Origin of the sequence: Desulfoscipio sp. XC116 (assembly GCF_039851975.1) — a bacterium.
Lineage (GTDB): Bacteria > Bacillota > Desulfotomaculia > Desulfotomaculales > Desulfallaceae > Sporotomaculum.
Genome location: NZ_CP156660.1, coordinates 738,764 through 764,389 on the forward strand (window position 1 = coordinate 738,764; position 25,626 = coordinate 764,389).

At 45.7% G+C, this 25,626-nt stretch carries 25 protein-coding genes and 1 riboswitch; of the genes, 15 read left to right on the forward strand and 10 right to left on the reverse strand.

Features of this window, described 5'->3' with window-relative positions; all coding sequences use genetic code 11:
* The first annotated feature begins 26 nt into the window (after positions 1–26).
* Positions 27–1,529: a transposase gene (locus tag ABDB91_RS03340; RefSeq protein WP_347490224.1), complete on the forward strand. Its 1,503-nt coding sequence runs from the start codon at positions 27–29 to the stop codon at positions 1,527–1,529.
* A gap of 63 nt (positions 1,530–1,592) precedes the next feature.
* Here ABDB91_RS03340 and ABDB91_RS03345 read toward each other — a convergent pair whose 3' ends face one another.
* Positions 1,593–1,913: a hypothetical protein gene (locus ABDB91_RS03345; RefSeq protein ID WP_347490225.1), complete on the reverse strand. Its 321-nt coding sequence runs from the start codon at positions 1,911–1,913 to the stop codon at positions 1,593–1,595.
* A 544-nt stretch (positions 1,914–2,457) separates the two neighbouring features.
* Here ABDB91_RS03345 and ABDB91_RS03350 point away from each other — a divergent pair.
* From ABDB91_RS03350 to ABDB91_RS03385, 8 genes are all read left to right on the forward strand, one after another.
* Positions 2,458–2,661: a hypothetical protein gene (locus ABDB91_RS03350; protein ID WP_347490226.1), complete on the forward strand. Its 204-nt coding sequence runs from the start codon at positions 2,458–2,460 to the stop codon at positions 2,659–2,661.
* Between the two features lie 39 nt (positions 2,662–2,700).
* Positions 2,701–2,904, forward strand: coding sequence for a hypothetical protein (locus ABDB91_RS03355; RefSeq protein ID WP_347490227.1), 204 nt, complete (start codon positions 2,701–2,703; stop codon positions 2,902–2,904).
* 485 nt (positions 2,905–3,389) lie between these two features.
* Entirely contained in the window at positions 3,390–3,560 is a 171-nt protein-coding gene (locus ABDB91_RS03360) for a hypothetical protein (RefSeq protein ID WP_347490228.1), read from the forward strand.
* Positions 3,561–4,209: 649 nt separating this feature from the next.
* Positions 4,210–4,920: a response regulator transcription factor gene (locus tag ABDB91_RS03365; RefSeq protein WP_347490229.1), complete on the forward strand. Its 711-nt coding sequence runs from the start codon at positions 4,210–4,212 to the stop codon at positions 4,918–4,920.
* Complete coding sequence (locus tag ABDB91_RS03370) at positions 4,917–6,494, forward strand: HAMP domain-containing sensor histidine kinase (protein ID WP_347490230.1); 1,578 nt, start codon at positions 4,917–4,919, stop codon at positions 6,492–6,494. Before ABDB91_RS03365 ends, ABDB91_RS03370 begins: the two co-directional genes overlap by 4 nt.
* Before the next feature lie 388 nt (positions 6,495–6,882).
* Complete coding sequence (locus ABDB91_RS03375; protein ID WP_347490231.1) at positions 6,883–7,356, forward strand: DUF2975 domain-containing protein; 474 nt, start codon at positions 6,883–6,885, stop codon at positions 7,354–7,356.
* 10 nt (positions 7,357–7,366) lie between these two features.
* A complete protein-coding gene (locus ABDB91_RS03380) occupies positions 7,367–7,585 on the forward strand; it encodes a helix-turn-helix transcriptional regulator (protein WP_347490232.1) in 219 nt (72 codons plus the stop codon).
* A gap of 96 nt (positions 7,586–7,681) precedes the next feature.
* Positions 7,682–9,028, forward strand: coding sequence for a radical SAM protein (locus ABDB91_RS03385; protein ID WP_347490233.1), 1,347 nt, complete (start codon positions 7,682–7,684; stop codon positions 9,026–9,028).
* 368 nt (positions 9,029–9,396) lie between these two features.
* On the opposite strand, the gene ABDB91_RS03390 is transcribed toward ABDB91_RS03385, so the two are convergent.
* From ABDB91_RS03390 to ABDB91_RS03410, 5 genes are read right to left on the reverse strand one after another with little or no spacing between them, the layout of a single operon-like run.
* The gene (locus ABDB91_RS03390) at positions 9,397–10,809 is read right to left on the reverse strand and encodes a HAMP domain-containing sensor histidine kinase (protein ID WP_347490234.1); all 1,413 of its coding nucleotides are present in this window, start codon (positions 10,807–10,809) and stop codon (positions 9,397–9,399) included.
* Positions 10,802–11,500 carry a response regulator transcription factor gene (locus tag ABDB91_RS03395; protein ID WP_347490235.1) on the reverse strand — a complete coding sequence of 233 codons (699 nt, stop codon included), beginning with the start codon at positions 11,498–11,500 and terminating at the stop codon, positions 10,802–10,804. Before ABDB91_RS03395 ends, ABDB91_RS03390 begins: the two co-directional genes overlap by 8 nt.
* A gap of 58 nt (positions 11,501–11,558) precedes the next feature.
* Complete coding sequence (locus ABDB91_RS03400; protein ID WP_347490236.1) at positions 11,559–13,409, reverse strand: CotH kinase family protein; 1,851 nt, start codon at positions 13,407–13,409, stop codon at positions 11,559–11,561.
* Positions 13,410–13,423: 14 nt separating this feature from the next.
* Positions 13,424–14,104, reverse strand: coding sequence for a DUF4956 domain-containing protein (locus ABDB91_RS03405; protein WP_347490237.1), 681 nt, complete (start codon positions 14,102–14,104; stop codon positions 13,424–13,426).
* A 35-nt stretch (positions 14,105–14,139) separates the two neighbouring features.
* Positions 14,140–14,847, reverse strand: coding sequence for a polyphosphate polymerase domain-containing protein (locus ABDB91_RS03410; RefSeq protein ID WP_347490238.1), 708 nt, complete (start codon positions 14,845–14,847; stop codon positions 14,140–14,142).
* Positions 14,848–15,411: 564 nt separating this feature from the next.
* A riboswitch (cobalamin riboswitch) is annotated at positions 15,412–15,607 on the forward strand.
* A gap of 214 nt (positions 15,608–15,821) precedes the next feature.
* Here ABDB91_RS03410 and ABDB91_RS03415 point away from each other — a divergent pair.
* The 6 genes from ABDB91_RS03415 (at position 15,822) to ccsA (ending at position 21,826) form a co-directional block, all read left to right on the forward strand.
* Positions 15,822–17,318 carry an ABC transporter substrate-binding protein gene (locus tag ABDB91_RS03415; RefSeq protein ID WP_347490239.1) on the forward strand — a complete coding sequence of 499 codons (1,497 nt, stop codon included), beginning with the start codon at positions 15,822–15,824 and terminating at the stop codon, positions 17,316–17,318.
* A gap of 136 nt (positions 17,319–17,454) precedes the next feature.
* On the forward strand, positions 17,455–18,516 hold the full coding sequence (locus tag ABDB91_RS03420) for an iron ABC transporter permease (RefSeq protein ID WP_347490240.1): 1,062 nt from the start codon (positions 17,455–17,457) through the stop codon (positions 18,514–18,516).
* On the forward strand, positions 18,513–19,298 hold the full coding sequence (locus ABDB91_RS03425) for an ABC transporter ATP-binding protein (RefSeq protein ID WP_347490241.1): 786 nt from the start codon (positions 18,513–18,515) through the stop codon (positions 19,296–19,298). The genes ABDB91_RS03420 and ABDB91_RS03425 overlap by 4 nt, the downstream gene beginning before the upstream one ends.
* Before the next feature lie 111 nt (positions 19,299–19,409).
* Positions 19,410–19,955 carry a cytochrome c3 family protein gene (locus ABDB91_RS03430; RefSeq protein WP_347490242.1) on the forward strand — a complete coding sequence of 182 codons (546 nt, stop codon included), beginning with the start codon at positions 19,410–19,412 and terminating at the stop codon, positions 19,953–19,955.
* Between the two features lie 78 nt (positions 19,956–20,033).
* Positions 20,034–21,026: a cytochrome c biogenesis protein ResB gene (locus ABDB91_RS03435; protein WP_347490243.1), complete on the forward strand. Its 993-nt coding sequence runs from the start codon at positions 20,034–20,036 to the stop codon at positions 21,024–21,026.
* A 17-nt stretch (positions 21,027–21,043) separates the two neighbouring features.
* The gene (ccsA, locus tag ABDB91_RS03440; protein WP_347490244.1) at positions 21,044–21,826 is read left to right on the forward strand and encodes a cytochrome c biogenesis protein CcsA; all 783 of its coding nucleotides are present in this window, start codon (positions 21,044–21,046) and stop codon (positions 21,824–21,826) included.
* Between the two features lie 98 nt (positions 21,827–21,924).
* On the opposite strand, the gene ABDB91_RS03445 is transcribed toward ccsA, so the two are convergent.
* The 4 genes from ABDB91_RS03445 to ABDB91_RS03460 form a co-directional block, all read right to left on the reverse strand.
* Positions 21,925–22,557 (reverse strand): response regulator transcription factor, encoded by a 633-nt coding sequence (locus ABDB91_RS03445; RefSeq protein ID WP_347490245.1) that lies wholly within the window; start codon positions 22,555–22,557, stop codon positions 21,925–21,927.
* Positions 22,554–23,618, reverse strand: coding sequence for a sensor histidine kinase (locus ABDB91_RS03450; RefSeq protein WP_347490246.1), 1,065 nt, complete (start codon positions 23,616–23,618; stop codon positions 22,554–22,556). The genes ABDB91_RS03445 and ABDB91_RS03450 overlap by 4 nt, the downstream gene beginning before the upstream one ends.
* Positions 23,618–24,688, reverse strand: coding sequence for a cell wall-active antibiotics response protein LiaF (gene liaF / locus ABDB91_RS03455; protein WP_347490247.1), 1,071 nt, complete (start codon positions 24,686–24,688; stop codon positions 23,618–23,620). The genes ABDB91_RS03450 and liaF overlap by 1 nt, the downstream gene beginning before the upstream one ends.
* Positions 24,689–24,849: 161 nt before the next feature.
* Complete coding sequence (locus ABDB91_RS03460; RefSeq protein WP_347490248.1) at positions 24,850–25,569, reverse strand: PspA/IM30 family protein; 720 nt, start codon at positions 25,567–25,569, stop codon at positions 24,850–24,852.
* Positions 25,570–25,626 lie beyond the last annotated feature (57 nt).

Below are 25,626 nucleotides of genomic sequence, written 5' to 3' on the forward strand. Positions count from 1 at the left end.
ACCTGTATCCCAATAATTAAGCGGCCTTGCTGGTAAATAAAATAACCCTTGAAATTTTTGAAAAGATACAGAAAGACACCAATCCTTTTGGTAAAATGGAATTGCCTAAAACCAAAATTACCAGACCAAGGAAAGTGTCCATGATCATGATAATAAAAAACTCAGGAGTTAAGCAACTACCAAAAAGACTTCAATCTTCGTTTTCAGAGTTAAAAATAGCAAATTACCTACGCAAAGCTGGCATCGTTAAAGGATTGGGATTCTCTTGTTTAACAGTTTTTTGTTTGATCTTCTCTATGGTTTTTGAAAATAAAAATTGGTTTAGATTGCTTCAGAGCTCTAAAAAAGAGGATCTGCCTAGTAAAAATGTAGTGTATCGGTTTTTGAACAATCCACATTATGGCTGGAGGAACTTTTTATTGGCTGTTAGCCAGAATGTAATATCCAAAATGGCCCGGCTCACATCTTCCAAAAGAAAACGTGTGCTAATCATTGACGATTCTCTTTATAGCCGTGGAAGAAGTAAAAGTGTAGAGTTACTTGCCAACGTCTTTGACCACACCAGCAGTAAATTTGTTAAAGGGTTTCGAATGTTAGCCTTAGGTTGGTCGGACGGGCACTCTTTTGTCCCAATTGATTTTTCCTTGCTCAGTTCAAGTAAACCCAAAAATCGCTACTGTGAAACATCTTCATCTATAGATAAACGTACACATGGTTATAAACGCCGCCAAGAAGCGATTCAAAGTACTCTGGAGGTTGTATTGTCCCTTGTTAGCCATGCATTAAAAGCTGGCGTTCAGGCGGATACAATATTGATGGATAGCTGGTTTATGTTAACACCCTTGATTAAATCCCTGCATAACGAAGGTCTTACTGTCATTGGGATGGTAAAGGATCTTAATCAAAAGTATATTTATGGCAGCAAATGGTTAACCTTGGTGACCTTAAAAGAAATCTATAAAAAATCGACTCCTGTTGCTGATTCCTCCGATAAACGCATATTATCTTCGGTTATCGTTGAAATCGAAATGGGTATTAGAGCTAAAATAGTATTTGTAAGAAATATACATCAAAAGCGTCAGTGGTTAGCTTTAGTCAGTACCGACTGTACTTTATCTAATGAAGAAATTGTTCGTACTTACGGCATGCGCTGGGATATTGAGACCTTTTTTAAGGTTGCTAAGTCCTACTTGCAGTTGGCTAAAGAATTTCAAGGACGTTCCTATGATATGATGGTAGCCCATACCAGTATTATTTTTACTCGATACATTGTATTATCCTGGGAGTCACGGTTAAATACTGACCCTAAGTCATTAGGGGAGCTGTTCTTCATGATGTGTGATGAGGTAAGGGAACTTGACTATCAAACAGCCCTTACCCAATTGTTATCGATAATGAATTCCATCTTGACTGCTAATACGGTAGAACCTCAAGCATTATCTGTTGCCGAAAAAGTTAAAACATGGTTGCAGCAATTGCCAATATATATAAGGGAAAAGATATTACCTGCTGTTGTTAATCCGTTCTGAATGTCAACATAAGCAATTAATTCCCCTGGCTCCAGGCTGGGCTTGGCTTAAAGTGCCTTTTTGTTATGGGAAAGTTGAGCCATTTAAAAGAAGACAAACAGGCACATCCCAAGCCGTTCCTGTACCCTCATTTTTTACCTTAAATTCACATGCTATTAATTCATCTATGTCGACTGAATCTGGAGAGACCGTAAAAGAGCCAGCAACAAGGTCCCGATATCCTTTCCATGTAAATGATTTTGTTTTTTCGTTATTATAAGGATTACTATCCGTGTCTGTTAAGCTAAAAACATTAAAAGTAATGTCATGCTCACCCTCTGGGACATCACTCCAAGTCATGTAACATGTGTAATGAAAGTATTGATGTATAAAATCTATTATCAAAAAGTTTCATCGGAAATCTGAAAATTCGTCTAAGGGCGAGTATATCTTCGGTCATCTGTTCGGCGCTATTGGCATTTTAGCAGGAACGCCTCAGAAATGGTTTTGTTTACCCTCGTTTATGAATCTGCAAGACGCTGTGAAGACGATCTTTGGTTGGGGCGAGCAATCTGGAGAGCGACAGAACTTCCATGTGATGCAAGTAATTGATCAGGCTTTTGAGGCTACTAAGGTATTTGGCAACGTCTTGCCTCTACTGGATCGCTATTTTTTTACCATTTCTGCTTTGTAGCGGTTAAAGGCTCTCAATCAATCCGGAACTGCCCACATGTATATCGTTACCAAGGCCAAAGCTAATGCCGTGGCGTACGAGCGACCCGCTACCAAGGAAAAAGGGGTGAAGTCGTCGTCGAAAAAGAGGGCAACCGTGAAGTTGAAGGAGTTGTTTAATACACGCGCAACGGAGTTTCAAACCGCTACCGTGACGATGTAGGGTAAGGAAGATGCGGTGCAATTTTTGTGTCTGGATCTTTTGTGAGGGCAGGGATTGTATCAGAAACTGTGCTTTGTTCTGGTCAGGATGGGCAACAAGCTTTCTATTTTAATGAGCACCGACCTGGCGCTTGCAGCGGTGAACATCATTTGCTTGTACAGCTATCGGTTCAAGATCGAATGCACGTTTCGGGAAATGAAGCAAGTGATTGGTGTATTCGGCTACAGCTTCTGGAGCAAATCAATGCCGAAGCTGTAGCGGCATCTCTGGAAAGGAGAACCTCATCCCCTGGAGCAAGTGCCTAAGGAAATGGACAGACAGCGTATTCGATTGGCTATTCAGGCTATCGAAGGATTTGTAATGTATAGCTGTATCGCGACGGGACTGGTGCAGCTGATCGCCTTGTGTTTTTCTCAGCGAACTCCTGCCTTGTTCTTTCGTTATTTGAGAACCCCGTCCAAAACTATCGTTTTGGAGGCAACTGTGACGGAGTATTTGTGAAAGTCCATTTTTCGCCTGTTAGCCCAAAACTCACATTTGCTCATAACCCAAATAATTCGTTCCAGACAAGATACTTCTGATGTTAGCGACGATTATTTGGCTTCTTAAGACTGGAGAACTTTTGACTGCCCAGAGTACTTACTTAATATTTTTTAAGACTAATATCCGCCTATACTGTAACATATGCAAAATTAGCCAGCAACCATGAAAATACATCATATTTTTCCTTTGGAGCTTATTAGGTTAATATTGCGCCTTTTTTCCGCAACTGTAGCATTTCCCCTATGGAGGCAATTATTTTTTTGCTTTTGGTTAAAAAAGCCAAACCGGTGGAAGTGAAAATCGGGGCAGTACAGCTGTTGATTCCGCAGACGTAATCAAAGCGGCGGCAGTCCTGGGAGACGGAGCCGGCCAACTGGAAGTCCGGGCCAGACCGGTGACTCAGAACCCAAACCCCACCACTTTCAGCGCGCCGGTAAATAATCGTGCTGCAGGTGCCGGTGGAAAAACGGGCGCATGCTGCGGATCTGATCATAGGGTACTATAACGAAGCGGCAAAAACCTGGAAAACCCTGCCCACCACCTATGACGCAGCAACCGGCACGGCAGCGGCCGAAATGAACCACTTCACCAAATACGCGTTGCTGGAGCGGTAAACCAAACCTTTGCCGACATCCAAGGCCGCTGGGCGCAAAAAGACATTGAACTCATGGTGCAAAAAAATGTGGTTCACGGTGTAACAGTGGACAAATTTGCGTCCAACGCCCCGGTCATCCGGGCCGAATTTGCGAGCATGCTGGTCAATAGCCTTAATCTAACAGATCCCGGGATTATCCCACGGGGCGATGTTAAAAAGAAAGTTTACTCCGCAGATAATTATACCAGTGAAATATTAGCCAACTTTTGTGAGATACCTTAAAATATTTTTTGAGAATATTAATAAATGTTACAAAAATTTAAATTTTCCAGAGTACCCATTAATAATTAGTGATATTTTCGTAACATATTGTAAAGGTTTGTTAAAAACTAGTTAACATTTCTCCGGTATAATTGCCTATAATAAGGAAGGTTTTTTGAAATTTCCGGGCCTGAGTAAGAAACCTGAAGCTCAAAGAAGTAACAGTTGCTCTTGACAATTTGGCATGATATATCCATTACAACCATCAATTTTATATGTTAAATTAAGTTGCTAGATGATATGCTCAATATAACTCATCCATCAATTGTTTAACCGGCTGCTATCCAACATACCCGCTTTTCCGGCGGGTTGTTTGTTGTCTAGACCACTCGCTGAGGGGGGAAATAATGCCGTATTTGGGCAAGGTTTTGGTAGTTGATGACGACCAAACCGTACTGGAACTTATCAAGTTGTACGGTGAAAGGGAAGGTTTTGAAATCATTGGGATAAACAACGGTGATCTGGTCTTGCCCGCATTCGACCGGGAGAACCCTGATGTGGTAATACTGGATATCATGCTTCCGGGTAAGGACGGGCTTATGCTATGTCGCAATTTAAGGGAGATCCGCATGATTCCCATTATCATGCTTACAGCCAAAGGAGAAGAAGCGGACCGTGTTCTGGGGCTGGAAATGGGAGCTGATGACTATGTTGCCAAGCCTTTCAGCCCCAGGGAGCTGGTAGCCAGAATAAAAGCGGTACTACGCCGTACCCAACCGCTTGATACGTTAATGAACTGGAAAATGAAATACCCGGGGCTGGAAATTCAGGCCGATATCAGGAGTGTTTTGGTTGACGGTAAAGAAACGGAAGTTACTCCCAGAGAATTCGATTTGCTCTATTATCTAGCTCAGAATCCCCGGCGGGTTTTCACCAGGCAAGAACTGTTAACAGCTGTCTGGGGGTATGATTACTTTGGTGATCAGCGTACAGTGGATGTACATATTCGCAGGTTGAGGACAAAGCTGGCACCCTTGCCCCATGAATACCTGACAACTGTCTGGGGTGTGGGATACCAGTTTACACCTCCTGTTAAGGAGGGAGAGAGCACATTGTGAATTCTTATCTCCAACAGGGCAAAGAAAGACTTCATTTGGTAATCCACGCTGCAGGCAGGCTATTCCTTATGCTCAGGCACTTGCTGCGGGAGCAATTCAATAAAAATATTCACACCAGGATACTGTTTACCAATATGATAACCTTTGTTTTCGGTCTGATTGTCCTGACGATGTTTTCCGGCTATGTAGTGAAGCAAATAGCCTATGATCAGGTCCAACAGGAGTTGTTACGCGAGGCCAAACGGGTAAACTTTGCCTTGCTCCAGCAAAAGGGCCAGGCATGGGTGGTGCCGCCTGCCGGACAAACAAATGATCAGGCTCAGGGTAGACAGCAAATGTTGCAATTCTTGGCCGATATCTTCGAAACCAGGATTACTGTCTTTGACAGGCAAGGAAATATTATGGGCACCTCAGCGGAGCAGGAAGTGGTGCCCGGCAGCCAGGTGGATGCGAAATTTGTCAACTTGTTCAGCAAGGGTGAAACTGCGATTACCCGGGCGGCTGATCAGGAAACGGGTCAGCTAATTTTTGCCGCCGTTGTCCCCATGGGTAACAACGATAATAAAGACGTTATTGAAAACGGTATCCTGCTGGAAACGAATCCGGTTAATCTTGACCATGCTTTAAACAGAATGCGTTTGTATCTGCTTATCGGAGGCATGACCATACTGGTGATTTTTATGTTTATTTCCGCTTACCTGGCCCTATCCATATCCAGGCCGATTTCCCGTTTGGCTGTCACCGTGGCGGAGCTTAACCGGGGGAATTATGTTCTAAGTGTTGAGGAGCGGCCTTTGGAGGAAATTAAAGACCTTGCCGGTCAGCTTAGCCACTTGGCGGTGAGGCTGCGGGAGATGCAAACCGAAAGCCGCAGGATGGAAGAAGAAAGAGCCCAGTTGTTTGCGGAGATATCACATGAGTTACGTACCCCCCTGACTGCTGTTCAGGGATTTGTTGAGGCTATTCGCGACGGTATGGTGCAGGATGAAGCTTTGCTGAACAGGTACTTGGACACGATTTACACTCAAACGATTCATATCACCAGGCTGGTAGATGATATATTGGCGTTAAGCCGCCTGGAAAGCGGCAATATCACCGTGGAAAAACTGCCGATGGACTTGATTGCCCTGGCCCAGGGTGTGGTCATATCCATGGAGGCAATGGCCGGCAGCAAGAATACCTCAATTCTGTTCGAGAAGAAAGCAGAAAACGCGGTCGTGCTCGGTGATGTTGACCGAATGGAACAGATTATCAGGAATTTGCTGAGGAACGCTGTCCGGGCCACCGAGAACGGTACCGTCGGGGTTGGGGTGGAGGTCCGTCAGGGTGAAGTTGTACTGACCATTGAGGATGACGGTATTGGTATAGCCCCCGAAGACCTGCCGCACATTTGGGACAGGTTTTACCAGGTGAAGAACCAGCGCGGCGGTTACCCGCAGGAAAAAGGGAGCGGCCTGGGGCTGGTGATTGTGAAAAAGCTGGTTCAGTTACAAGGCGGCAGCATAGATGTCACGAGTCAATTGGGGAAGGGGACGACTTTTAACATAAATTTCCCATCTTATAACCCGGAATAACTGATCAGGTGGGGTCGGACCCTTTTAGTTATTAAAAATCATTAGCTCAAATTTATTTACATGGATATAAGCTGATCCGGCTATATAAGCATAAATGGCATACTGATCATGAAAAACACAATGAGTAGTGACGTAAAACCCGGATTTTTTAATACTACTCCAATGCGGGCCAATGTTTGCGGTACTGTTCCGTTATATGGAAGATTGAATGTGAAATTGAATAGATTACTATGCCGGTTGGGGTGAAGAATCGCCTTAACCGGTGTTTTTATTTTTCAATTAAGAAGCATTATCAATAAAAACTTAATAAAAATTGATAATAATTTATTGTAAAACAATAAATTACGTGTTAAGATCAAATTAACAATAAATAAGTGAGGTGCTTTTTATGGAACGAGAAACGCTCTTTTTAAAGGTGGTTGTTATTCTTATCGGAATTCCGATTCTTGGTTTATGTATATTTGGAGTGCCTTCGATAGCTAATGAAGCAGCGGAACATTATCCAGCTTATTTGCTATATCCCGTTTTAATCGGTATGTATGCAGCGGCGGTCCCATTTCTTTTTGCTCTGTATCGGACTTTAAAACTTTTAATCTATATTGACAAGAACAAAGCTTTCTCGGAAGTATCTATAAAGGCTTTAAAAGATATAAAATACTGTGCAGTTACAATCAGTATTTTATATGCAGGACTCATACCACTCTTATTTCCCATGGCGCAGGCAGACGATGCTCCAGGTATCGTAGCACTTGGATTGGTCATTACTTTTGCTTCAATTGTGATCGCAGTCTTTGCTGCTGTTCTTCAAAAACTATTAAAAAATGCCATAGACATAAAATCAGAAAACGATTTAACGGTCTGAGGTGAATAACATGGCGATTATAATCAATATTGATGTAATGTTGGCTAAAAGAAAGATGAGCGTAACAGAACTTTCGGAGAGGGTTGGAATAACAATGGCTAACCTGTCTATATTAAAAAATGGAAAGGCAAAAGCAATTCGCTTATCAACTTTAGAGGCGATCTGTAAGGCTTTGGAATGTCAACCCGGAGATATTTTAGAATATAAAAGTGAAACCAAAACCAAATAACATTTAAGCGCGGAGGGCAAAAACCTTCCTAATGCCTTGCTAGGCGCATCTTCATTAGCCCAAGCGCCATTAATACGACAATATATTGAGGTATATATGAGAATAAAATTAATCTCCCCCAAAATGACATTAAGGCCGATGGACTCTGAGTTTAAAAGGGTTATGTCACCTTCCATTGCCTTATTAATCTTAGCTGCGTTAACTCCCAATGAACATGAAGTGTATATAGAAGATGAAAACGTCTGTAAGTTGAACTTAGAGGACAAGCCTGATTTGGTTGGAATTAGCGTAAACGTGGACACCTCTAAGCGGGCCTACGAAATCTCTAAATATTATCGCAAGCAGGGAATTAAGGTTATTTTAGGCGGGATTCACGTTAGTGCCAATCCGGATGAGGCCTTAGCTTCCGCTGACTCAGTTTGCATTGGGGAAGCGGAGGAGTTATGGGAACAAGTTTTAGCAGATGCCCAAACAGGCGATTTAAAGAAGAAATATTATAATGATAAGCCCACTAATCTAGCCAATACACCTATTCCCAAATGGAGTTTAATTAACCAATCAAAGTATTTGTACACCAACGTTGTGGTAACTAGTAGGGGATGTCCCTTCCGATGCGAGTTTTGTTATAATAGTTGTGAATACGTTCATAACAAGTTTAGAAATCGCCCCATGGCAAACGTTATTGAAGAAGTCAAAGCTTTGGGTACTAAACAGGTCATGTTTGTTGATGACAATTTTATTGGAAATATTAGCTGGACAACGGAATTCCTAAAACAAATTAAGCCACTTAATCTGAAATGGCATGCGGCAGTTTCAGTTAACTTAGTTCAGCACCTCGACCTCTTAGATGCAATGAAGGACTCGGGATGTGAAAGTCTATTCATTGGCTTTGAGACGATTAATCAAGCTTCCATTGAAAGCGTAGGTAAATACCAAAACAATATCGAGAGTTACGAAAAACTAATCCGGGAGATACATTCCAGGGGCATAATGGTCAATGCCAGTTTAGTATTTGGTTTTGATGCTGATGAACATACCGTATTTGAGGAGACGTTGAATTGGCTTGTTAAAAATAAAATAGAGACGATGACAGCCCATATTTTGACTCCGTACCCGGGAACTAAGATTTATCAAAGATTGAAATCCGAAAGCCGCATAATTGATTATGAGCCAACCCACTATAACACATCTTACTCAGTCTTCTTACCCAATAAAATGACCCGGCGACAACTTTATGAAGGTTATCTAAAAATATATAAGGACTTCTATTCAATTAAAAATATTATTAAAAGACTCCCCAATGAACGGAACCAGAGAGTTCCTTATTTATTATTTAATCTTTTCTATCGCAAATTCGGGAAGGTAGTATCAAAAATTGCAAAAATTGGCTTGATGAATTATTTAGGCAAATTAGCGCGAAGATTATCCTATGGTATTGATTAAGCGGGGATATTTAAACCCTTCGCTATTGGAATATTGTTAGCGATATTATGAAAGCCTCTCGTAATATCGCTTTGGTTTTCCGGAGAGCGATATACACAATATCAGGCTAAGGATATAAATATTTTGATTAGATAACCTTTCAATAGCTTACATGTATATTCAGCCAAACCACAGGACAGCGCAACCCGGTGTTCTGACGAAACAACGGTTTCCAACAACCTCCTCCGGGCAAATCGTTTGCGCAACTCTGCGGTACGCACGGTAACCGTTTCATCGGTCAAACTTTATAATATCTTCCGCGCTTGAATAACAAGACTAAGGTTATCCCTTTTATAATACCATAGTGATTTCTCGCTTTCGCCTGGCCTCTAAAAGGTGATTGTGAAGAGGGTTCCCATACCGGTGTTCTGAGCTTCAATTCTGCCGCGGTGCTGCTCAATAACTGACTTTACAATGGAAAGCCCTATACCGTACTTACCCCCGCTACCTTTGTAAAAACGGTCAAAAATATGCGGCAGATCTTGGTTCGATATGCCTTCACCATCATCGGCTACCGCAATGGTTATCCTGCCGTTGGCCTGACGACATGCAAGTATGATTTCGGTTCTTGCATATCTGATTGCGTTCGATATGAGATTGGAAAAGGCGCGGGATATGTGCTTTTCGTCGCAGCACATATTTACCGGCTGATCATCAAACTCAAAAACGAATTGGATATTTCGCTCCGCTGCCAAGCTTCTTTGACGCTCCACACAGTTGGAGAGCAGCTCGCGCAAATCATATTCCTCAATTTTACTGTCTGTCGTTATGCTGTCGATACGCGAGAGGTAAAGCAAATCCTCAACCATCTTTCTTAGCCGATCGGTTTCGCTTATGATCACCCTGCTTGATTTTTCGGGGTCCAGAATCCTCTGCTTGATGCCTTCAGCATTGCACTTGATGGCTTGCAGCGGAGTTCTAAGCTCGTGCGATACATTTTGAAAGAATTGTTTCTGTTCCTTGTCGTAGGCATCAAGCTGGACCGCCGCTTTGTTCATGCTCTCGGCCAGCTCCGCCAGCTCTATATCGCTATAATCAAAGGTGTTCCTCGAAAAATTCCCTTTGCCGATTCGCACGGCGAACCGCGTAAGCTCCCTAACGGGTTTGGCAATTAAACCGGACAAAAAGATAGAGATCGTCGCAGCCAGAATCCCGGCTATACCCATAACTGCCAGAAGCACAATATTGATACGGCCCGCAAAGGATTTGATCGCCGTCATATCTATATAGTACACCAAATAGGATACGCCGCCCAACGGGTTTGGCGGCATTTTCGCCGACATAAAATAGTACTCCCGTTCGGAGGCTTTTACCCGTGTGATTTGGTTGCTTTGCAGGTTTACTTGCTCATGCTTCAGCTGTGCGGCTAAAGCATTTATTTCATCATAATTCCGCATAAAAGACATGCTCGAATTGGGGAAGATGAGTTCATAGCTATCCGAGACAACCATTACCTCGGCCTTGTCCGCTGGGCCTCCCGGCAGCCTTCGCATATCGGGGATGAATTCAGGCCCCGGCACTGGCGGAGGTTGCCCGCCCGGCGTGAGTTTTGGCGGGATCGCTCCATCATGCACCAGTTGCCTTGCATCTTTAAGTTGCTCGTTTACACTGTTCTTGATATATTCTCCTACCAGCAGGTTAAAAACGGCCAGGACCATTAAAAAAATAGCTGCGATAAGTGACAGCATTATAACGAATATCCTTGTGCGGATGCTTATCTTACGCCCGCTGATGTTACTCACCGGCTTCACGCTCCTTGAGGCGAAAGCCAAAGCCCCATACCGTGTCGATCACCGTCCTACTGCCCGATAGTTTCTTGCGCAACCTTCTCACGGCATCATCCGCCGCTCGGGTTTCCACCTCGCTATTGTAGCCCCATATTTTACTGAGCAGCTCGTCCCTAGATATTGCCCTGTCTTTGTTTTCGATGAGGTAGCATAAGAGACTGTACTCGTTTGGCGTAAGCTCCAATGGAGCACCGCCGAGCACCGCGGTCTTGTGGTTCAAGTTGATTTGAATGTCGGCATAGGCAAGGACACTCGGAGAAGAATTGTCCTGACCTTTATCAAATTCTATCCTGCGAAAGATCGCCTTAACCCGCATAACCAGAGATAGAGCGGAAAAGGGCTTGGTAAAATAATCATCACTGCCGAGGTTTATCCCGGTAGCGTAATCTATGTCGCTATCACGTGCTGTGAGCATGATTATGGGTACCGTGTTTATTCCGCGCAATTTTGAACATATAGTAAAACCGTTGGATCCCGGCATCATAACGTCAAGAATTACAAGATCGCATGGATCTTCTTTAAAAGCGGCAAGAAGCTTATCACCGTTTTCAAAAGCGGTGACACGGTACCCTTCACTTTCCAGAAAAGATTTAATCACGTCACGTATGCTTTGTTCGTCATCTGCAATATATATATCCTTAGGCATGGCTGCATTCCCCCCTACTTCTTTTCATTTTAAACAAAGTATTGGGAATTAGCCAGCTCTAATATCTTCTGCGTTTGAACAATAAGGCGATGGCTAGCCCCACTGCAATAAGCACCCCCGATACTGCCAGCAGCCCGGTTAATGCATTTCTGTCAATGGATGATTGCTGCGGCCTGCCCATACCCATGGGGCGATTACCGGCGGCACCTTCCGGCGGGCGCATCCCGCCAAACATTATTTGATCCTGGCTGCGGGCCATCATTTCGAGCATATCATCGGGAATGCCCAGTCCTTCGGCTTTTTTACGCAGCTCTTCGGTGAGTTCACCTGCCTGCCTGATTTCCTGTCCAAGCGTCTCTACGGCTTTCATGTCCACACCCTGCAGTGGCAGCGGCATCTCGCCGGGCTGTCTCTCTCCGTTTTCTTGCTTCCTTATATCAATATTCCCGCCGGACTGTTGACCGGGCGGCCCCGCGGCATGATTATCGGGCATTTCGCCCACAGGTGCGCCTCTACCCATGCCCGTTCCGTTGCCGTCATTGGTGGAAGGTATTTCCCCTCTGAGTTGCCTTTGGATTGAATCGGATACGTCGGCAGCAAGCTTCAGGATACCGGGGGTATTGTTGCCAAAACCCCGTGCCCCGCCATTACGGGTGGGATCTTCATCTTCTTTTTTCTGCCGGCCCGCTATCACTCCCGCCGTTTCTTTATCTTCCAAAGCGTTGCCGGGATCAGTGCCGGAAATGCTTTGCTCAAACTGTTCATAGGTAAAAAAGGCCGTGGGATCGGTCCTGACATATTCGGAAATAAGCTCGTACAGCCGGTCGGTTTCCGCCTCCAAATAGCCGCCGCTTAAATACTTGGCGGCGACTTGTTCCAGATAGGCGTGATAGGCTTGCAAATACTTTTCGTTTGCTAATAACTTGGCTATTAGAGGCCTGTCGGCAAGCGCCCCCTGGGTCGGTTCGTCGATATATATCCTGGAAGTATCACCGCCGAAGCCGAACCCTCCAAAGGACATGTTCAAGTCCCACGGGAGTATTGTAAACACGCCGTTTTGCTCATAAAGATAGTAATTATGGCCAAAGTTGCCCAGATAGCTGTCGAAGTTGACCAAGGCCGTACTTACGGCAATATATTTTAGTGCCGCGTCGACGTCGAGGTATTTTTCAATGTCACCGCCGTTATTCAACACCTCAAGCATTTTGGTCAGCTTGGACCAATCGGCATTCTTTAGTGTACTTTTCACCTCCAGGCCTGAATAGTCTGATGGGCTGTCACCGCTATATTTAAGGGTATTACCTACGGATTTATACAGGTCCCCGGTGATCTCCCCGAAATTCCTTTCCAGATACGGCTCCAATATGCTCTCCACCGCCAAGTAAAGCCCGAAATACTCGCCATTTACGGATACCGCGGCATAGGAGAAGGCCGGAACGGCTACCCCCATTTCCTCAAAAATCTGATAGGAGAGATATTCCCGCATATAAGAGGGATCAGAAAAGCAATTGTTTAAGTTTAACTGGGTCAGCCCCGCCATAGTTTGGTTTTCAACTAAGTCATTGAAATTTATCTTAAAGCTGTACCGGTTGCTGTCGCTGCCGGCAACCGAGCTGAGACTGGAATTGCCCTTGGGTCTTATTCTCACCGACGGATAGACATCGTCGTTTATAGTAACCGTGGCTCTCACAAATTCCTCCGCAGTGGAGTTGTCCATTATATGGTTCCAATCAGTCTCATCAACTTGAATGTTTATTTGCATGACTTTGTCCCTTTGCAAGTACTTGGTTACATATTCATCTCCATAGACCTTAACGGCGCCGGTACCGAATACTGTAAAGGCACCAATAAACAGGGCTGCAAAAACTACCAGCATCAGGGATAGTAATATTAGTTTGGTGTTTGTCATAACCATCCGCTCCTTTAGGATGCGTATTCTCCGTTAAAGCTTACCAGAGCGGAGTTTGTAATGCCTGGTATGGCCGACAGCTGGTTAATAAACTCTGTCTCCCTGTTCTTTAAGCGTATCTCATATACCAGCTCAATACCTTTTTCCGCGGTAATGGTTTTAGACTTTACGCGGTATTTGGAGAATACTTTTTTCATGAGGTCCACGGCACTGCCTTCAGCGCTTTCGTCCGCGCAGTTGATGATCACAATGTAGGGTGTTTCAATCACATTCCGGCTGACAAAGGCGATAAGTATAATGCCGATAATTACCGAGCCCAGCACGGCCAGGGGTATCAGGCCGGCGCCAATGACTATACCTGTAACTATGGACCAAAACAAAAACACTAGATCCATCGGATCCTTAATAGGGGTGCGGAAGCGAACGATGGACAGTGCGCCCACCATGCCCAGAGCGATGATTACATTGGAGGTAATGGCCAGAATAACCAAGGTGGTCAGCATGGTCAGCAGCACAAGCGAGATATTGAATGCCCGTGAATACATTACACCGCCAAAAGTCTTCTTGTAAACGAGGTATATGAACATGCTTACCAGGAAAGCGGCTGTTATGGCCAGAATCGCATCGGTGAAAGAAAAACCGGATACCTTTTCCAGAAAATTAGTGTTAAAAATATCGTTAAAGTTGAATTTCATATTAACCCACTCCCTTTAATGCCTAGTTACAGTGCTTACATAATGCCTCGGATGGATGTATTATACAGGCGGCAGGCCGCATATTTGGAAAACGCGGTTGAGGTGCAGTTATTCAGCTGCACAATGTCTTGGATAAACTCAGGTAAAAAACCGTCGTACTTAACCTCAAGAATGCATAGGCCGGAATCCAGGGCCGTTGCGTTTGGCAGGTCGGCATCAAATAGGTCGGTGGAACTTATGGACGTTCTGACACTGCTGTCCATGGTCACCCTTACATTGCCGGCCGGGTAATGGTAAGCCTCCCGCATATAATCCACTATCGTCTTGGGCTCCAGCCTTTCCGTTCTCAGCTTCAGGTAAAACTCCCGCAACAGCGGCTGACCCGACTTTTTCAGGAAAGTGATACTGCCGCCGAGAATATCCTGCACCTCACCTTTGGTTAAAGTTGTGCTAAGTTTGGCGGTTTTGCTGTAGTGTTTTACTTTTTTTTCCAACCGAATAAAGCCGTGATTGTGATTGTAGAAGCGAATGCGGAATTTTTCTTTTATCGGCAGCCCTTCCATCTTTTCAAAGAGGGCCTTATCCTCCGGAGTATCGAAATACAAACTGCGGATATGATATCCGCCGTTGGGCCCGGCGTTTTTATCGGTACGCAGCATGCAGGATAGTCTGCTTCTGGTCACCAGCGCATCCGCCATAGTAACGATGTGTTTTAACTCATTGCGGTATTTTAAGCCAGTCATTAATTATCACCCCGCTTTCTTTTTCCGCCCCATACATACTCGCCGGTATTGCCGGTGGCCATTGGCAATACCGGCAGGGGCACTTGTTTTTTTATCTTGCCATTCTTAATTTTAGCCCGGGTGAAAGTCGCAAACCACCGAAAACAAGCGGTAAAAATGATGCAAAACTGCCGCAAAAAAGAAAACGGCTTCGGGCTATGTTCCGGTTTTTAAATTAGGTAAAGATAACTTTCATTTCTCCGTTTTACATAATTTAGAGAAGTAAGAACGGCGGGATATGAATGCATATTTTTGGCCGGGATAACATGACAGTTTGCTGCAATTGTAGACTTGCCGTATTCAACCTTATACAAGGTTTTCGGTCTAAGTTTTTGCTCCATCGCGTGGCTCGGCGGAAAGGCAACGTCCAACTGCTCTAACAGCGGCTGTTCGTTTAAGTCCGCAAGATTATCGATTCTCGTGCATAATAGAATCCATGACTCCTTACCGGTTTGCCAAGGGTTATTTGCACGTGGCTCGATTTATACTGGACATGTTTTAAAAATAATGTTAATATATGCAATAAATTAAGTAATTAGTTCAGGTTCCTCCGGCCATGCCGGGGGTGAAGAGGGAACCGGGTGTAAATCCCGGACGGTCCGGCCACTGTAAGTGGGGAGCAGCTCCCAAAAGTGCCACTAGGTTTTGTAAAGAGCCTGGGAAGGCGGGAGGTTGCTATGAGCCGCGAGTCAGGAGACCTGCCTGAACAAAACACGATAACCTCCCGCGGAGAGGGTTGGTGTAGTTGCCTTTCTAAACAAGTAAGGTAACGTACTAGCTTATTAACCTTAGCTTATGGGAGTTAAGGTTTTTTTATTTGGCTTCTCTGGGAGAATAAACAAAAGGAAGATAAATTGAATTTAGAGGAGGCGCATAAATTAACCAAACAAAATTACTTTCCACCGGATTCAAATTAAAAAAGAGAGGAGAAAATAATGGGAAAAATTCAGAAAACAACTATTGCTTTATTTCTGATTACGGCATTGCTTATCTCCCTCACCGGGTGTGGCGCATCAGTAAAAGCGGGAAGCTTTACGGGCACGGCGACAGGCTATCACGGACACCTTGGCGTAACAACCGAAATCGGTGAAGACGGAAAAATTACCGATATCACCGTAGACAAGAATAACGAAACGGAAGGTATCGGAACTGTTGCTATGGAGAAAATTCCCCAACGTATTATTGAAGCACAGTCTTTGGGTGTAGATGCCATTTCCGGCGCCACCCTTACAAGCAACGGTATCATCAATGCCGTTGCCGATGCATTGAAGGTTGCCGGCGCGGACCCTGCAAAATACGGATATGTTCCCCCGCCTGAAGAAGAGAAAGCGACAGCTGTAGCAATAAATAAAGATGCCATGCCCGTAAAACAGGAAATCACAAGCTCCGTAACGGTAACGGATGCCAAAGGCAGGGAAGTTGCCATTGACCTGCCGGTTTCCTCCTATGCGATAAGTACCATGGATGTTATTGACTATATCATACCCCTGAAAGGTGAAGACGCCTTTAACATGCTGGCAGCTTCCGGACAGGACGGCGGCAACGGCATACAAAAATATGAAAAGCTGTACACGTCCACCGTGGGGAACTATATGGAACATGTGGGCCAGATATCCGAACATAACGCTCCTTTTGACCTGGAGATGATTTTGGCCATGGATCCGGATGTTCTCATCGTCAATTCGGCCATGTCCGCCCATAAATATGCGCTGGAAATAGAAGACCAGCTGAAAGAAGCGGGAATTCCCATCGTTTTGGTCAATGTTCCAGGTAAAAAATTGGATAAATCAGTTCAGCAGACCATGAAACTGCTCGGCCAGATATTCCAGGAGAATGAAAAGGCCGCGGAAGTATCGGCTTTCATTGACGAACAATATGCCTTGATCGCTTCCCAAAACCTTTCCCAGCGTAAAGACAAGCCGACGGTATACTACGAAAAATCGGGGTATTCTGAAATCTATGGATCCACAGCAACCAGTGTTTCAGGCTGGGGGTTGCCCATCAGCATTGCCGGCGGAGAAAATATTGCCGACGCGCTTCTTTTGGACAGCGCGGCCTCCGGCGGGAGCGGCAATCAACTTGACCCCGAATATGTGCTTGAAGCCGATCCCGATTACATCATCCTCAGCGGCGTCAACGACGGCTGGCTGGATTGTATCAAAGAAACGAAAAAATGCAAATATGACATTGTTAGCCGGCCCGGCTGGAATAATCTGACGGCCGTCAAAAATGGCGATCTGTACGAATTTGCCCACGCGACAAGCCGCTCTATCTACGCCTTCTATCCCTGTTTGAAAATGGCCAAGATATTCTATCCGGAAGAATTTGCGGAAGTTAATCCGGATGCGGTTCTGGACGAGTTCTTTAACCGGTTTATGCTCCTTGACAGCGATATTACCACTTGGTTCTACAGCCTTGAAGACAGCAAGTAAATAATGCGGCGGAAGGGCTGCGGAAAGAACAGCGACGATAAGCGGGTCTGCGTTACCAGCAGGTTTCTGTTCCAACCATCCGGAGCCCTTCTCTTTAAATTTACTTTACCGAAAACATACTGGAGTAATATAAATAATGAAATTCCAAACAAGGCATGAACAAAACGCAAACCGAAAACTGTATAACAGTCTAATTAAAAAAAGGATTGTATTAATCGCAGTAATCTTTGCCGGCTTGGTCCTTTTGCTATTAATGAATATTTCAATCGGTTCCTCTTCCATAACCATCCGGGAAATATTAAGAGTCTTGTTTACGGGCGAAGGGACCGGGCATAATCCCATGATCATCATGGATATTCGCTTGCCCATGGCTCTTATGGCGGTTGTTGTCGGAGCGGCGTTAGGTATCGGCGGCTGTGAAATTCAAACCATACTGCGCAATCCGATAGCGAGTCCATTTACACTGGGCATATCCGCCGCAGCTTCATTCGGGGCGGCTATGGGACTGATATTGAACGCCGGCCTGTTTCATGTGCCGGATACGCTGGCCGTGACGGTAAATGCCTTCGCCTTTTCACTCCTGGTGGCCGTAGCTATATACACATTCTCACGCCAGAAGCACATCGGCAAAACAGCAATTATCTTATTCGGTATCGCGCTGAACTTCCTTTTTAACGCTCTCACCATGATCTTGCAATACATTGCCGATGAAGATGAACTGCAAAGCTTGATTTTCTGGACCTTTGGCAGCCTGCTGAAAACCACGTGGAGTAAATTTTTCATCGTCTTTATTGTACTTGCGCTGTGTTTCCTGATTATGTTCAAAGATGCGTGGAAGCTAACCGCCATGACCCTGGACGACACCAAAGCAAAAAGTCTGGGCGTTGATGTTGCTAAAGTAAGAAGGAAGGTCATTTTTGTGACCTCCCTGCTTTCCGCCGTAGCTGTCTGCTTTGTAGGGACGATTGGATTCGTAGGGCTTATAGCCCCTCATATCGCCCGTCAGTTAGTGGGTGAAGATCAACGGTTTTTTATGCCCCTCTCGGCATTAACGGGAGCTTTTATCATGTCGTTTGCTTTTGTCGTAAGCAAGATTATTATAAAAGGAGTCATTCTGCCCATAGGCTTGGTAACGGCTGTAATCGGAATTCCGTTTTTTATTACCATCATATTCAGTAAAATGAGGAGTATGCAATGATTACAGTAAATAACCTGAGCTTTTCCTATAATAAAAGCAAAAGATCTCATAAGGTATTTGATAATTTAAACCTTACTTTTGCCAAAGGCCTCAATGTAATTCTCGGCCCCAACGGAGCGGGAAAATCCACACTGATTAAATCCATTTTCGGATTACTGCATTATCAAGGAAACATATTATACAGCCATGAAAGCATCACTGCCATGGATACGGAAGACAAGATAAAACTCATGTCATATTTACCGCAAATGGATGTGGAGATATCCACACTCACCGTTTTGGAAATGGTTATTCTGGGGAGATTGCCCGAACTCGGCCATAAAGTATCGGATGAAGACTTGAATATCGTTATGGATACGCTGGAATCACTAAATATCGCCGCGCTAGCCACTCGTAACTTCAGCGAATTAAGCGGAGGGCAAAAAAAATTGGTTTTTATTGCCCAAACCCTGGTGCGAAAGCCGAAAATTATTTTACTGGACGAACCCGTAAATTCCCTTGATTTGCAGAAACAATTGGAACTGTGCCAGCTTCTGCAAAAGATCGTGGATACACAAAACGTGGATATTATTGTTGCCCTGCACGACATCAACCTTGCGGCAAGGTATGCCCGGCATATCGTGGTTATGAATGAAAACGGCTCGCTTTATAATTCGGGCCTGCCGGGTGAAGTCATTACTATGCGTATGCTGGAAGAAGTGTACGGCGTGGTTGCGAATGTAACGCATGATGAAAAAGGAATCCCCATCGTCTCACCGGTTTGTTCCGTACGCAAGGTATGACAGGCGCAGTAGGGATAGTGCCCGATAAAGAGGTTGTTGCGGTGCTGGAGAGAGTGAAACCATGACAAATGGTACTGATAACATCCAAAGTACTCGAGGAGGTTAATATTGGTGCGGCGCAAGAGTCTTCGCGAAAGGTTCCTAACCAAAAGAAACTTAATCATTCTGGCGGCGGCGGTATCTATCGCGGGAGCCGGCGGCGCGGCTGTGTTGAGAGCCGGTGAAAACCCTTCTTTCTGCACCAGCTGTCATATTATTAAACCATATTACGAGTCATGGAACGAAGGATCATTATTAGATCACAAGCATGCCCAGCAAGATGTAAACTGTCGGGAGTGTCATAGCCGCTCCATTCTCGACAAGGCGCAAGAAGGTTTTAATTATATGATCGGAAACTATACCCTGCCTCTGGAAAGCGAAACAGGCGGGCGGGATTTCTGTTTGGAATGCCATTCTGAAGAAGGGGCCGGCACCGGCTGGGACGAGATAAAGGCGGCCACAAATTATGAGCGCTACAATCCGCATGATTCACATGAGGGCGAACAGAAATGCAATCTGTGTCACAAGATGCACCAGCCTTCCCAGTTTGTCTGTACCCAATGTCACAGTTTAAGCTGGACTGACGGACTGGATGAAAGCTGGGAGTGTTCCCGCTAGCTTCTCCACAAAAACCGCATAATCAAAATGAAGGGGTTAAGGCTTCCTTCATGGGTCTAATCGGGAAGGGTCAAAACTATGGGCGCCATGCGGCGGATATACAAATTCATTTCCTCCATGCAAACCGGACTGTCCTTATTGTTTATGATAGGCGTGGCTTCGGCGGCAGGCGCCTCTCTATTGCCGGGCACCTTTTTTAAAGCGCCGCTTTTCAGGCTGCTGTTGCTTTTGCTGCTGTTGAATATGATTTTTTGTACCGTCAACCGTCTGCAAAGCACTTATCGCATACTGTTAAAAAGGCCCTCCCGGGTCTGGTTGCGGCAGACGGGTACTCTGCTTTTGCATCTGGGAATAATATTGGTCCTGCTGGGAGGCGCGATGTATGCTGTCCGTGGACAGGATAGCCGCATCCAACTGTTTGCCGGCGACCGGTTGGATATATCCCAGGTGCTTGATATTAAGCATCCTTTTACCGTGCGGCTCAACAAGTTCAGGATCGATTTCAACAAGGACGGCTCTCCATCCCAATATATATCCGAGGTCAGCGTGTTGGAGCACGGACGGAAGATTAAAGATGTGCCCATCAGCGTAAACAATCCTTTGCACCATGCCGGCGTCAAGGTTTATCAAGGCAGTTTCGGCTATTCGATAAAAGCAAAATATACTGATAAAAGCGGAGCCCGGCAGACAGGCCGCTTCATGGCAGGCGATCTTTTGGAACCGGCCAATACCAACCGGGTGGTCAAAATATATCGCTATATACCGCATTTTAATCCGGTCTATGGCATAGACTCGGTGACTATGCGTCCCGACAACCCGCATATTATATTTTCGGTCTATGAGGGCGATAAGCTGCTGGGAATCGGGGCGGCCAAATTCGGCGAACCTGCTTGTATTGATGAGGATGTGTATCTGGTTTTCAGCGGCGTGGAGCCTTATACCATACTTCAGGTTAAATCCGATCCCGGACTGCCCCTGGCAATGGTTGGCGGGATGGTTCTCATGCTGGGGATATGCCTGGCTATCCCGGCCGCCCCGGTCAAAAGAAACTTGGTTGTGAACGACCTTTAGCCCCGGGAGCTGATATTATGAAAGCAATGCTGGCAATTTTAGTTCATGTGGTGGCTTTTTCCTATTGGGCGGCGGCCCTGCTTTACTTCGGGGGATTAAAGAAGGAGCGGTTGCTGAAGGCGGCTTTTGCCCTGGCAGGCATGGGATGTATATTCCATCTCGCGGTTCTGGCTGTTAGAACGTTGCTGGCCGGCATGCTTCCCTTGACTAACGGGCTGGAATTTTTGTTAAGCTTTACCTGGTTTACGGTTTTCATGTACTTGCTATTCACGTTCCGTTGTCGGATTAATACTTCCGGCGGGGTGGTGATGCTTTTCGCCGCTATGCTGGTATCTTCGGCGGTGGTGTTTATGAAAGACCGGCTGGGCGCGGTTGCTCCTCTGGCGCCGGCTTTGCAAAGTCCCTGGTTAACGGTTCATGTTGTTACCGCGGCGGCGGCCTATGCTGCTTTTACCCTGGCCGCCGGACTGGCGGTGATGCAATTTTTTAAAGCGGGCCACGCGATCAGGGATGAGCACCTTAATCTGTTGGTGGGCGGCGGATTTGCTCTGCTGTCTTTATCCATCGTGCTGGGTGCCGCCTGGGCGGAACAGGCCTGGGGCAGATACTGGTCCTGGGACCCCAAGGAAACCTGGGCTCTGGTAACCTGGATCATCTACGCTCTCTACCTGCATCTGCACCGCAGCCGGGAATGGCCGGGCAATCATGCCCGTTTGATGGTCATAGCCGGTTTTGTCCTGGTGCTGTTTACCTTTTTCGGCGTCAACTATTGGCTGCCCGGCTTGCACAGCTATGCTTGAGCCTTGCCGGTTCGCGCAATCGCATTAGCCTTTGCAATATCCAAAGAAAAGCGTGGTAAAAGACATCCCACCACAGTTCAATATGCGCGGCCTAAGGACTATTTGACCAGGGAATTCCGGTGGGCATAAATGGCCGCTTGGGTCCGGTCTTCCACCCCAAGCTTGTACAGGATATGGCTGACATGCGTTTTAACGGTTTTAATGCCGATGATCAGAGCATCCGCGATTTCCTGATTGTTCTTTCCTTCTCCAATCAGACGCAGTACATCGAGTTCCCTGTCCGTCAGATCTTCATGCGGCAGTTTCCGGTCCGCTGCGCGCATGCGCTGGATCATTTTTCCGGTCACTTTGGCCTCCAGGATTGATTCTCCTTTGTAAGCTGCTCGAATGGCTTCGGCAATTTTGGGTGCCCGTGCTGTTTTTAATATGTAACTCATCGCTCCTGCTTCGATAACCGGATAGACTGTCTCATCGTCGATAAAACTAGTGAGCACAATGATGCGCGCCTCGGGGTTCTCCTTGATAACCCGGCGTGTTGCTTCGATCCCGTCCATACCTTCCATGACCAGGTCCATCAGTATGACATCGGGACGCAAAGACGATGCCAGCCGGACCCCTTCCGCCCCATCCGATGCCTCGCCGATCACTTCGATTTCCTCATCCGTGGCCAGATAAGCAGCCAGTCCCATGCGGACCATTTCGTGATCATCAATTAATAAAACGCGAATCATGTGTTGTCCTCCTCTTTTAATTGGACCAGCGGTACCTTGACATCGATTTGTGTTCCCTTTTGAGGCCACGAAAAAACATCCAATACCCCGCCTATTTCATTGACTCGTTCGTACATGGTGCGCAGTCCGTACGATGAATGCTTATCTTGCCCGGAGCTGAACCCAATGCCGTCGTCTTGAATTTTCATTCTGATCTGGTTCTGTACAACCGCCAAATTCAACTGCACTGTTTTTGCTTTGGCGTGTCTGAGCACATTGGATATGGCTTCCTGAATAATCCTGAAAAGATGATCCTCAATTCCTTTGGCCATTTGAGGCAGCGGTTCAACAGACCATTTGATCAACAGGTCATGTTTCTGCTCCAGTTCCTGCAACAGGTCTTCAATGCCTTCCTTCAATCCTTTGCCCTCAAGATGGGCGGGGCGAAGATGCAGTAGCAAAGCGCGCATTTCGGATTGGGCAATGCCTGCCATTTCCTCGATCATGGCCATCTGCCCGGCAGCTTTTTGCGGTTGTTGTTTAATTGTTTTTTGTACCGCTGAAGTCATCATGGATATGGCAAACAATTGTTGGCTGACTGCGTCGTGCAGTTCACGTGCGAGCCGCTGCCTTTCCGCCGTCACGGCGGCTTGTTTCAGCGTTTCGTTCCATTCCGCTTTTTCCGCTGAAAGGCGCTGCATGGAAGCAATTTGCTCTTCCACCCGGCTGCTCATATTATTTAACCTTTGGCCTACAACGCCGATCTCATCCGTGCCCAAATCAGGCACACGATATGAAAATTTTCCTCTTTCATAGGCCATTGAAGCTTCCTCCAGCTCAACCAGCCTTTTTTTCATGCGTTTGCCGGCCATGAAGCCCAGCATCGTTCCAAGCAGCATGATGATGAACATCAGCACCAACAGCAATGGAATCCCCAACACGTTTTGAAAGACGATGGCCAAGATGCGCCGTCCTTCAACCATCCAAAATAATAATAGCAGTACTGCAATGTTGATCATGCCGAATCCGATCGTATATCGAATCCATTGCCACTGGATATTGGACAGTTTCATGCGATTCATCAGACATACCTCACATCGACGTCGCCTATCCCAAGCGTTACAAAAATATTGACACGCTTGGCCGCCTCATCATAACCGGCAGATTTGGTTTGAGTCCTTCTCGTAAACCCGTTCTGCCTAAAATTTAACACATCCAGGGTACCGATCAGAACACCGGCTTGCACATAAACATCCAGGTCGTATGGAACATATAATTGTACGTCACCCAATCCCGCAAATATCTCAATCGTTGTATCACCGTGCGCAATAATGGCCTGGGACAGATCAATTTTTACATCGCCCAAACCGTTGTTGATTTTCATATCATGCAATTCAAAGCGATGACGGAGAATAAAATCGCCCAATAGGCTGGACACTTCCTGGTGGTAAGAATGCCGTTGTTCTTGATACTGTTGCTTATATTGTTTCCCCTGGTAATTACCTTTATCGTCATATTCCGCCTGTTTTTCGTGCCGCTCCTCTGTTCCCGGATGATCGTCCCGGTAACTTGCGGAGCTGTGCTCATGATCTGTTCTCTCCCCGGTATGCCGGAAGTGTGTTTTTTCGGAATATCCGCTGGATGCGGAAGAAAAAGTTTTCTTCATTTTATAAATTAATTTTTCGATCTCTTCGTCAATGTCGTCTTCCAGTTTCCAGGTTCTCCGGTGCGCATGATGATGGTTTTTCTCTTTTCTATTCATTTTTCCTTTCTTTTGTTTCTTCTCCCTAACCTTTTTAACTTCCGCATTCGTGTTTTCCTGGAAATCATCTTCATGCCATTCTGCCCATTGTTCCTCTTTATCCTCCTTGTTTTCACCATGGCGCAGCAATCGAAACCCAATGTAGACCATGAAAACAGCTATAATAATTCCGGCGATATCAATATTCAAAAAGCCGTTGAAAAAAATGATGGCCCCCAGGGTTACAAGTGAGACACCTCCAACTTTATGGTCGTTGCGCCATAAATACATGCCGAAAAAAAACGCGACAATCGCAACCCCTAAAGAACCTAAATTTAATACGCCGAAAAGAACGACAATGCCGGCGCCTAATATGATCAAACCCGTTAAATTGCGGCCTGATAGTTTCATGTCGGTTTCCTCCAATATGACGAATACACTTGTCATCAGGTCCCGGTTTACTGTTCAGGGATCTTTATCTAAATAATGCTTACGATCTTTGCTCAAGATATGTGCTCGTAAAAAATATCAAGCGGGTAACAGAGCTTTTGCTACCCGCCGGCCGGGAAAAATCACGCTTGTGTTTTTTCTTTTTGCAGTGTAAAATCACTTACCCCTGAGATGTCGGACTGATCCTGCGCAGCGTTAACGGCTTTAATGGCAGCTAGCTCCTTTTCCACTTCCTCATCCGGTTCCAGATCGGCCAGCTGCTGCAGGTAGCTTTCATTGGGTCTCACCCTGCGTACTTCCGCCTCTGTTTCCCATTCCATAATGCGCTCTTCCATACGTTTAAACCCTTTCAAGGCACTTTCGCTGTTAAACTTGGTCAGGACGGTGTTCATTCGCTTTTTCGTTTTGGCGGCGTTGGCCCGGGAAATAAGTTCAATCTTGCGGTCACGCAGCTGGTAATATTTTTCCTTCATTTCTTTCAACTGCTCTTTTAATTCCAGCACTTTCTGATGTGCTTCGGTACTCATTCCCACGTACTGTTCCGCTCTGTCCGCATATCGCTTTTTGTCGCGAAGTGCCCGGCGGGCCAATTCTTCTTCACCCGCTCCTACGGCCAGCGTTGCCTGGCGCATGCGTTTTTCCGATATATGCCTGGCATTGCTTTGATACTCGTTAAACTTCTTTTCAATCATGATTTGCTTGACAACGGCTTCCTGCGCTTTCTCAATTTCTTCCTCCAAATCCCTTAAATATTGATTTAACATGGAGACCGGACTTTCCATTGCATCCAGCCCGTCGTGGATCGTTGCCAGGGTAATGTCTCTGATTCTCTTGAAAACCATCGTGATTCCTCCTTTTAAGTATAGCCTTTCAGCCATGGTTTTGTGTACTTGATTTTA

Coding starts and splice junctions, on each gene's coding strand:
- ABDB91_RS03365 (WP_347490229.1), top strand. CDS start 4,210: ATGCCGTATTTGGGCAAGGTTTTGGTAGTTGATGACGACCAAACCGTA.
- ABDB91_RS03375 (WP_347490231.1), top strand. CDS start 6,883: ATGGAACGAGAAACGCTCTTTTTAAAGGTGGTTGTTATTCTTATCGGA.
- ABDB91_RS03380 (WP_347490232.1), top strand. CDS start 7,367: ATGGCGATTATAATCAATATTGATGTAATGTTGGCTAAAAGAAAGATG.
- ABDB91_RS03385 (WP_347490233.1), top strand. CDS start 7,682: ATGAGAATAAAATTAATCTCCCCCAAAATGACATTAAGGCCGATGGAC.
- ABDB91_RS03395 (WP_347490235.1), bottom strand. CDS start 11,500: ATGCCTAAGGATATATATATTGCAGATGACGAACAAAGCATACGTGAC.
- ABDB91_RS03400 (WP_347490236.1), bottom strand. CDS start 13,409: ATGACAAACACCAAACTAATATTACTATCCCTGATGCTGGTAGTTTTT.
- ABDB91_RS03405 (WP_347490237.1), bottom strand. CDS start 14,104: ATGAAATTCAACTTTAACGATATTTTTAACACTAATTTTCTGGAAAAG.
- ABDB91_RS03410 (WP_347490238.1), bottom strand. CDS start 14,847: ATGACTGGCTTAAAATACCGCAATGAGTTAAAACACATCGTTACTATG.
- ABDB91_RS03415 (WP_347490239.1), top strand. CDS start 15,822: ATGGGAAAAATTCAGAAAACAACTATTGCTTTATTTCTGATTACGGCA.
- ABDB91_RS03420 (WP_347490240.1), top strand. CDS start 17,455: ATGAAATTCCAAACAAGGCATGAACAAAACGCAAACCGAAAACTGTAT.
- ABDB91_RS03425 (WP_347490241.1), top strand. CDS start 18,513: ATGATTACAGTAAATAACCTGAGCTTTTCCTATAATAAAAGCAAAAGA.
- ABDB91_RS03435 (WP_347490243.1), top strand. CDS start 20,034: ATGGGCGCCATGCGGCGGATATACAAATTCATTTCCTCCATGCAAACC.
- ccsA (WP_347490244.1), top strand. CDS start 21,044: ATGAAAGCAATGCTGGCAATTTTAGTTCATGTGGTGGCTTTTTCCTAT.
- ABDB91_RS03445 (WP_347490245.1), bottom strand. CDS start 22,557: ATGATTCGCGTTTTATTAATTGATGATCACGAAATGGTCCGCATGGGA.
- ABDB91_RS03450 (WP_347490246.1), bottom strand. CDS start 23,618: ATGAATCGCATGAAACTGTCCAATATCCAGTGGCAATGGATTCGATAT.
- liaF (WP_347490247.1), bottom strand. CDS start 24,688: ATGAAACTATCAGGCCGCAATTTAACGGGTTTGATCATATTAGGCGCC.
- ABDB91_RS03460 (WP_347490248.1), bottom strand. CDS start 25,569: ATGGTTTTCAAGAGAATCAGAGACATTACCCTGGCAACGATCCACGAC.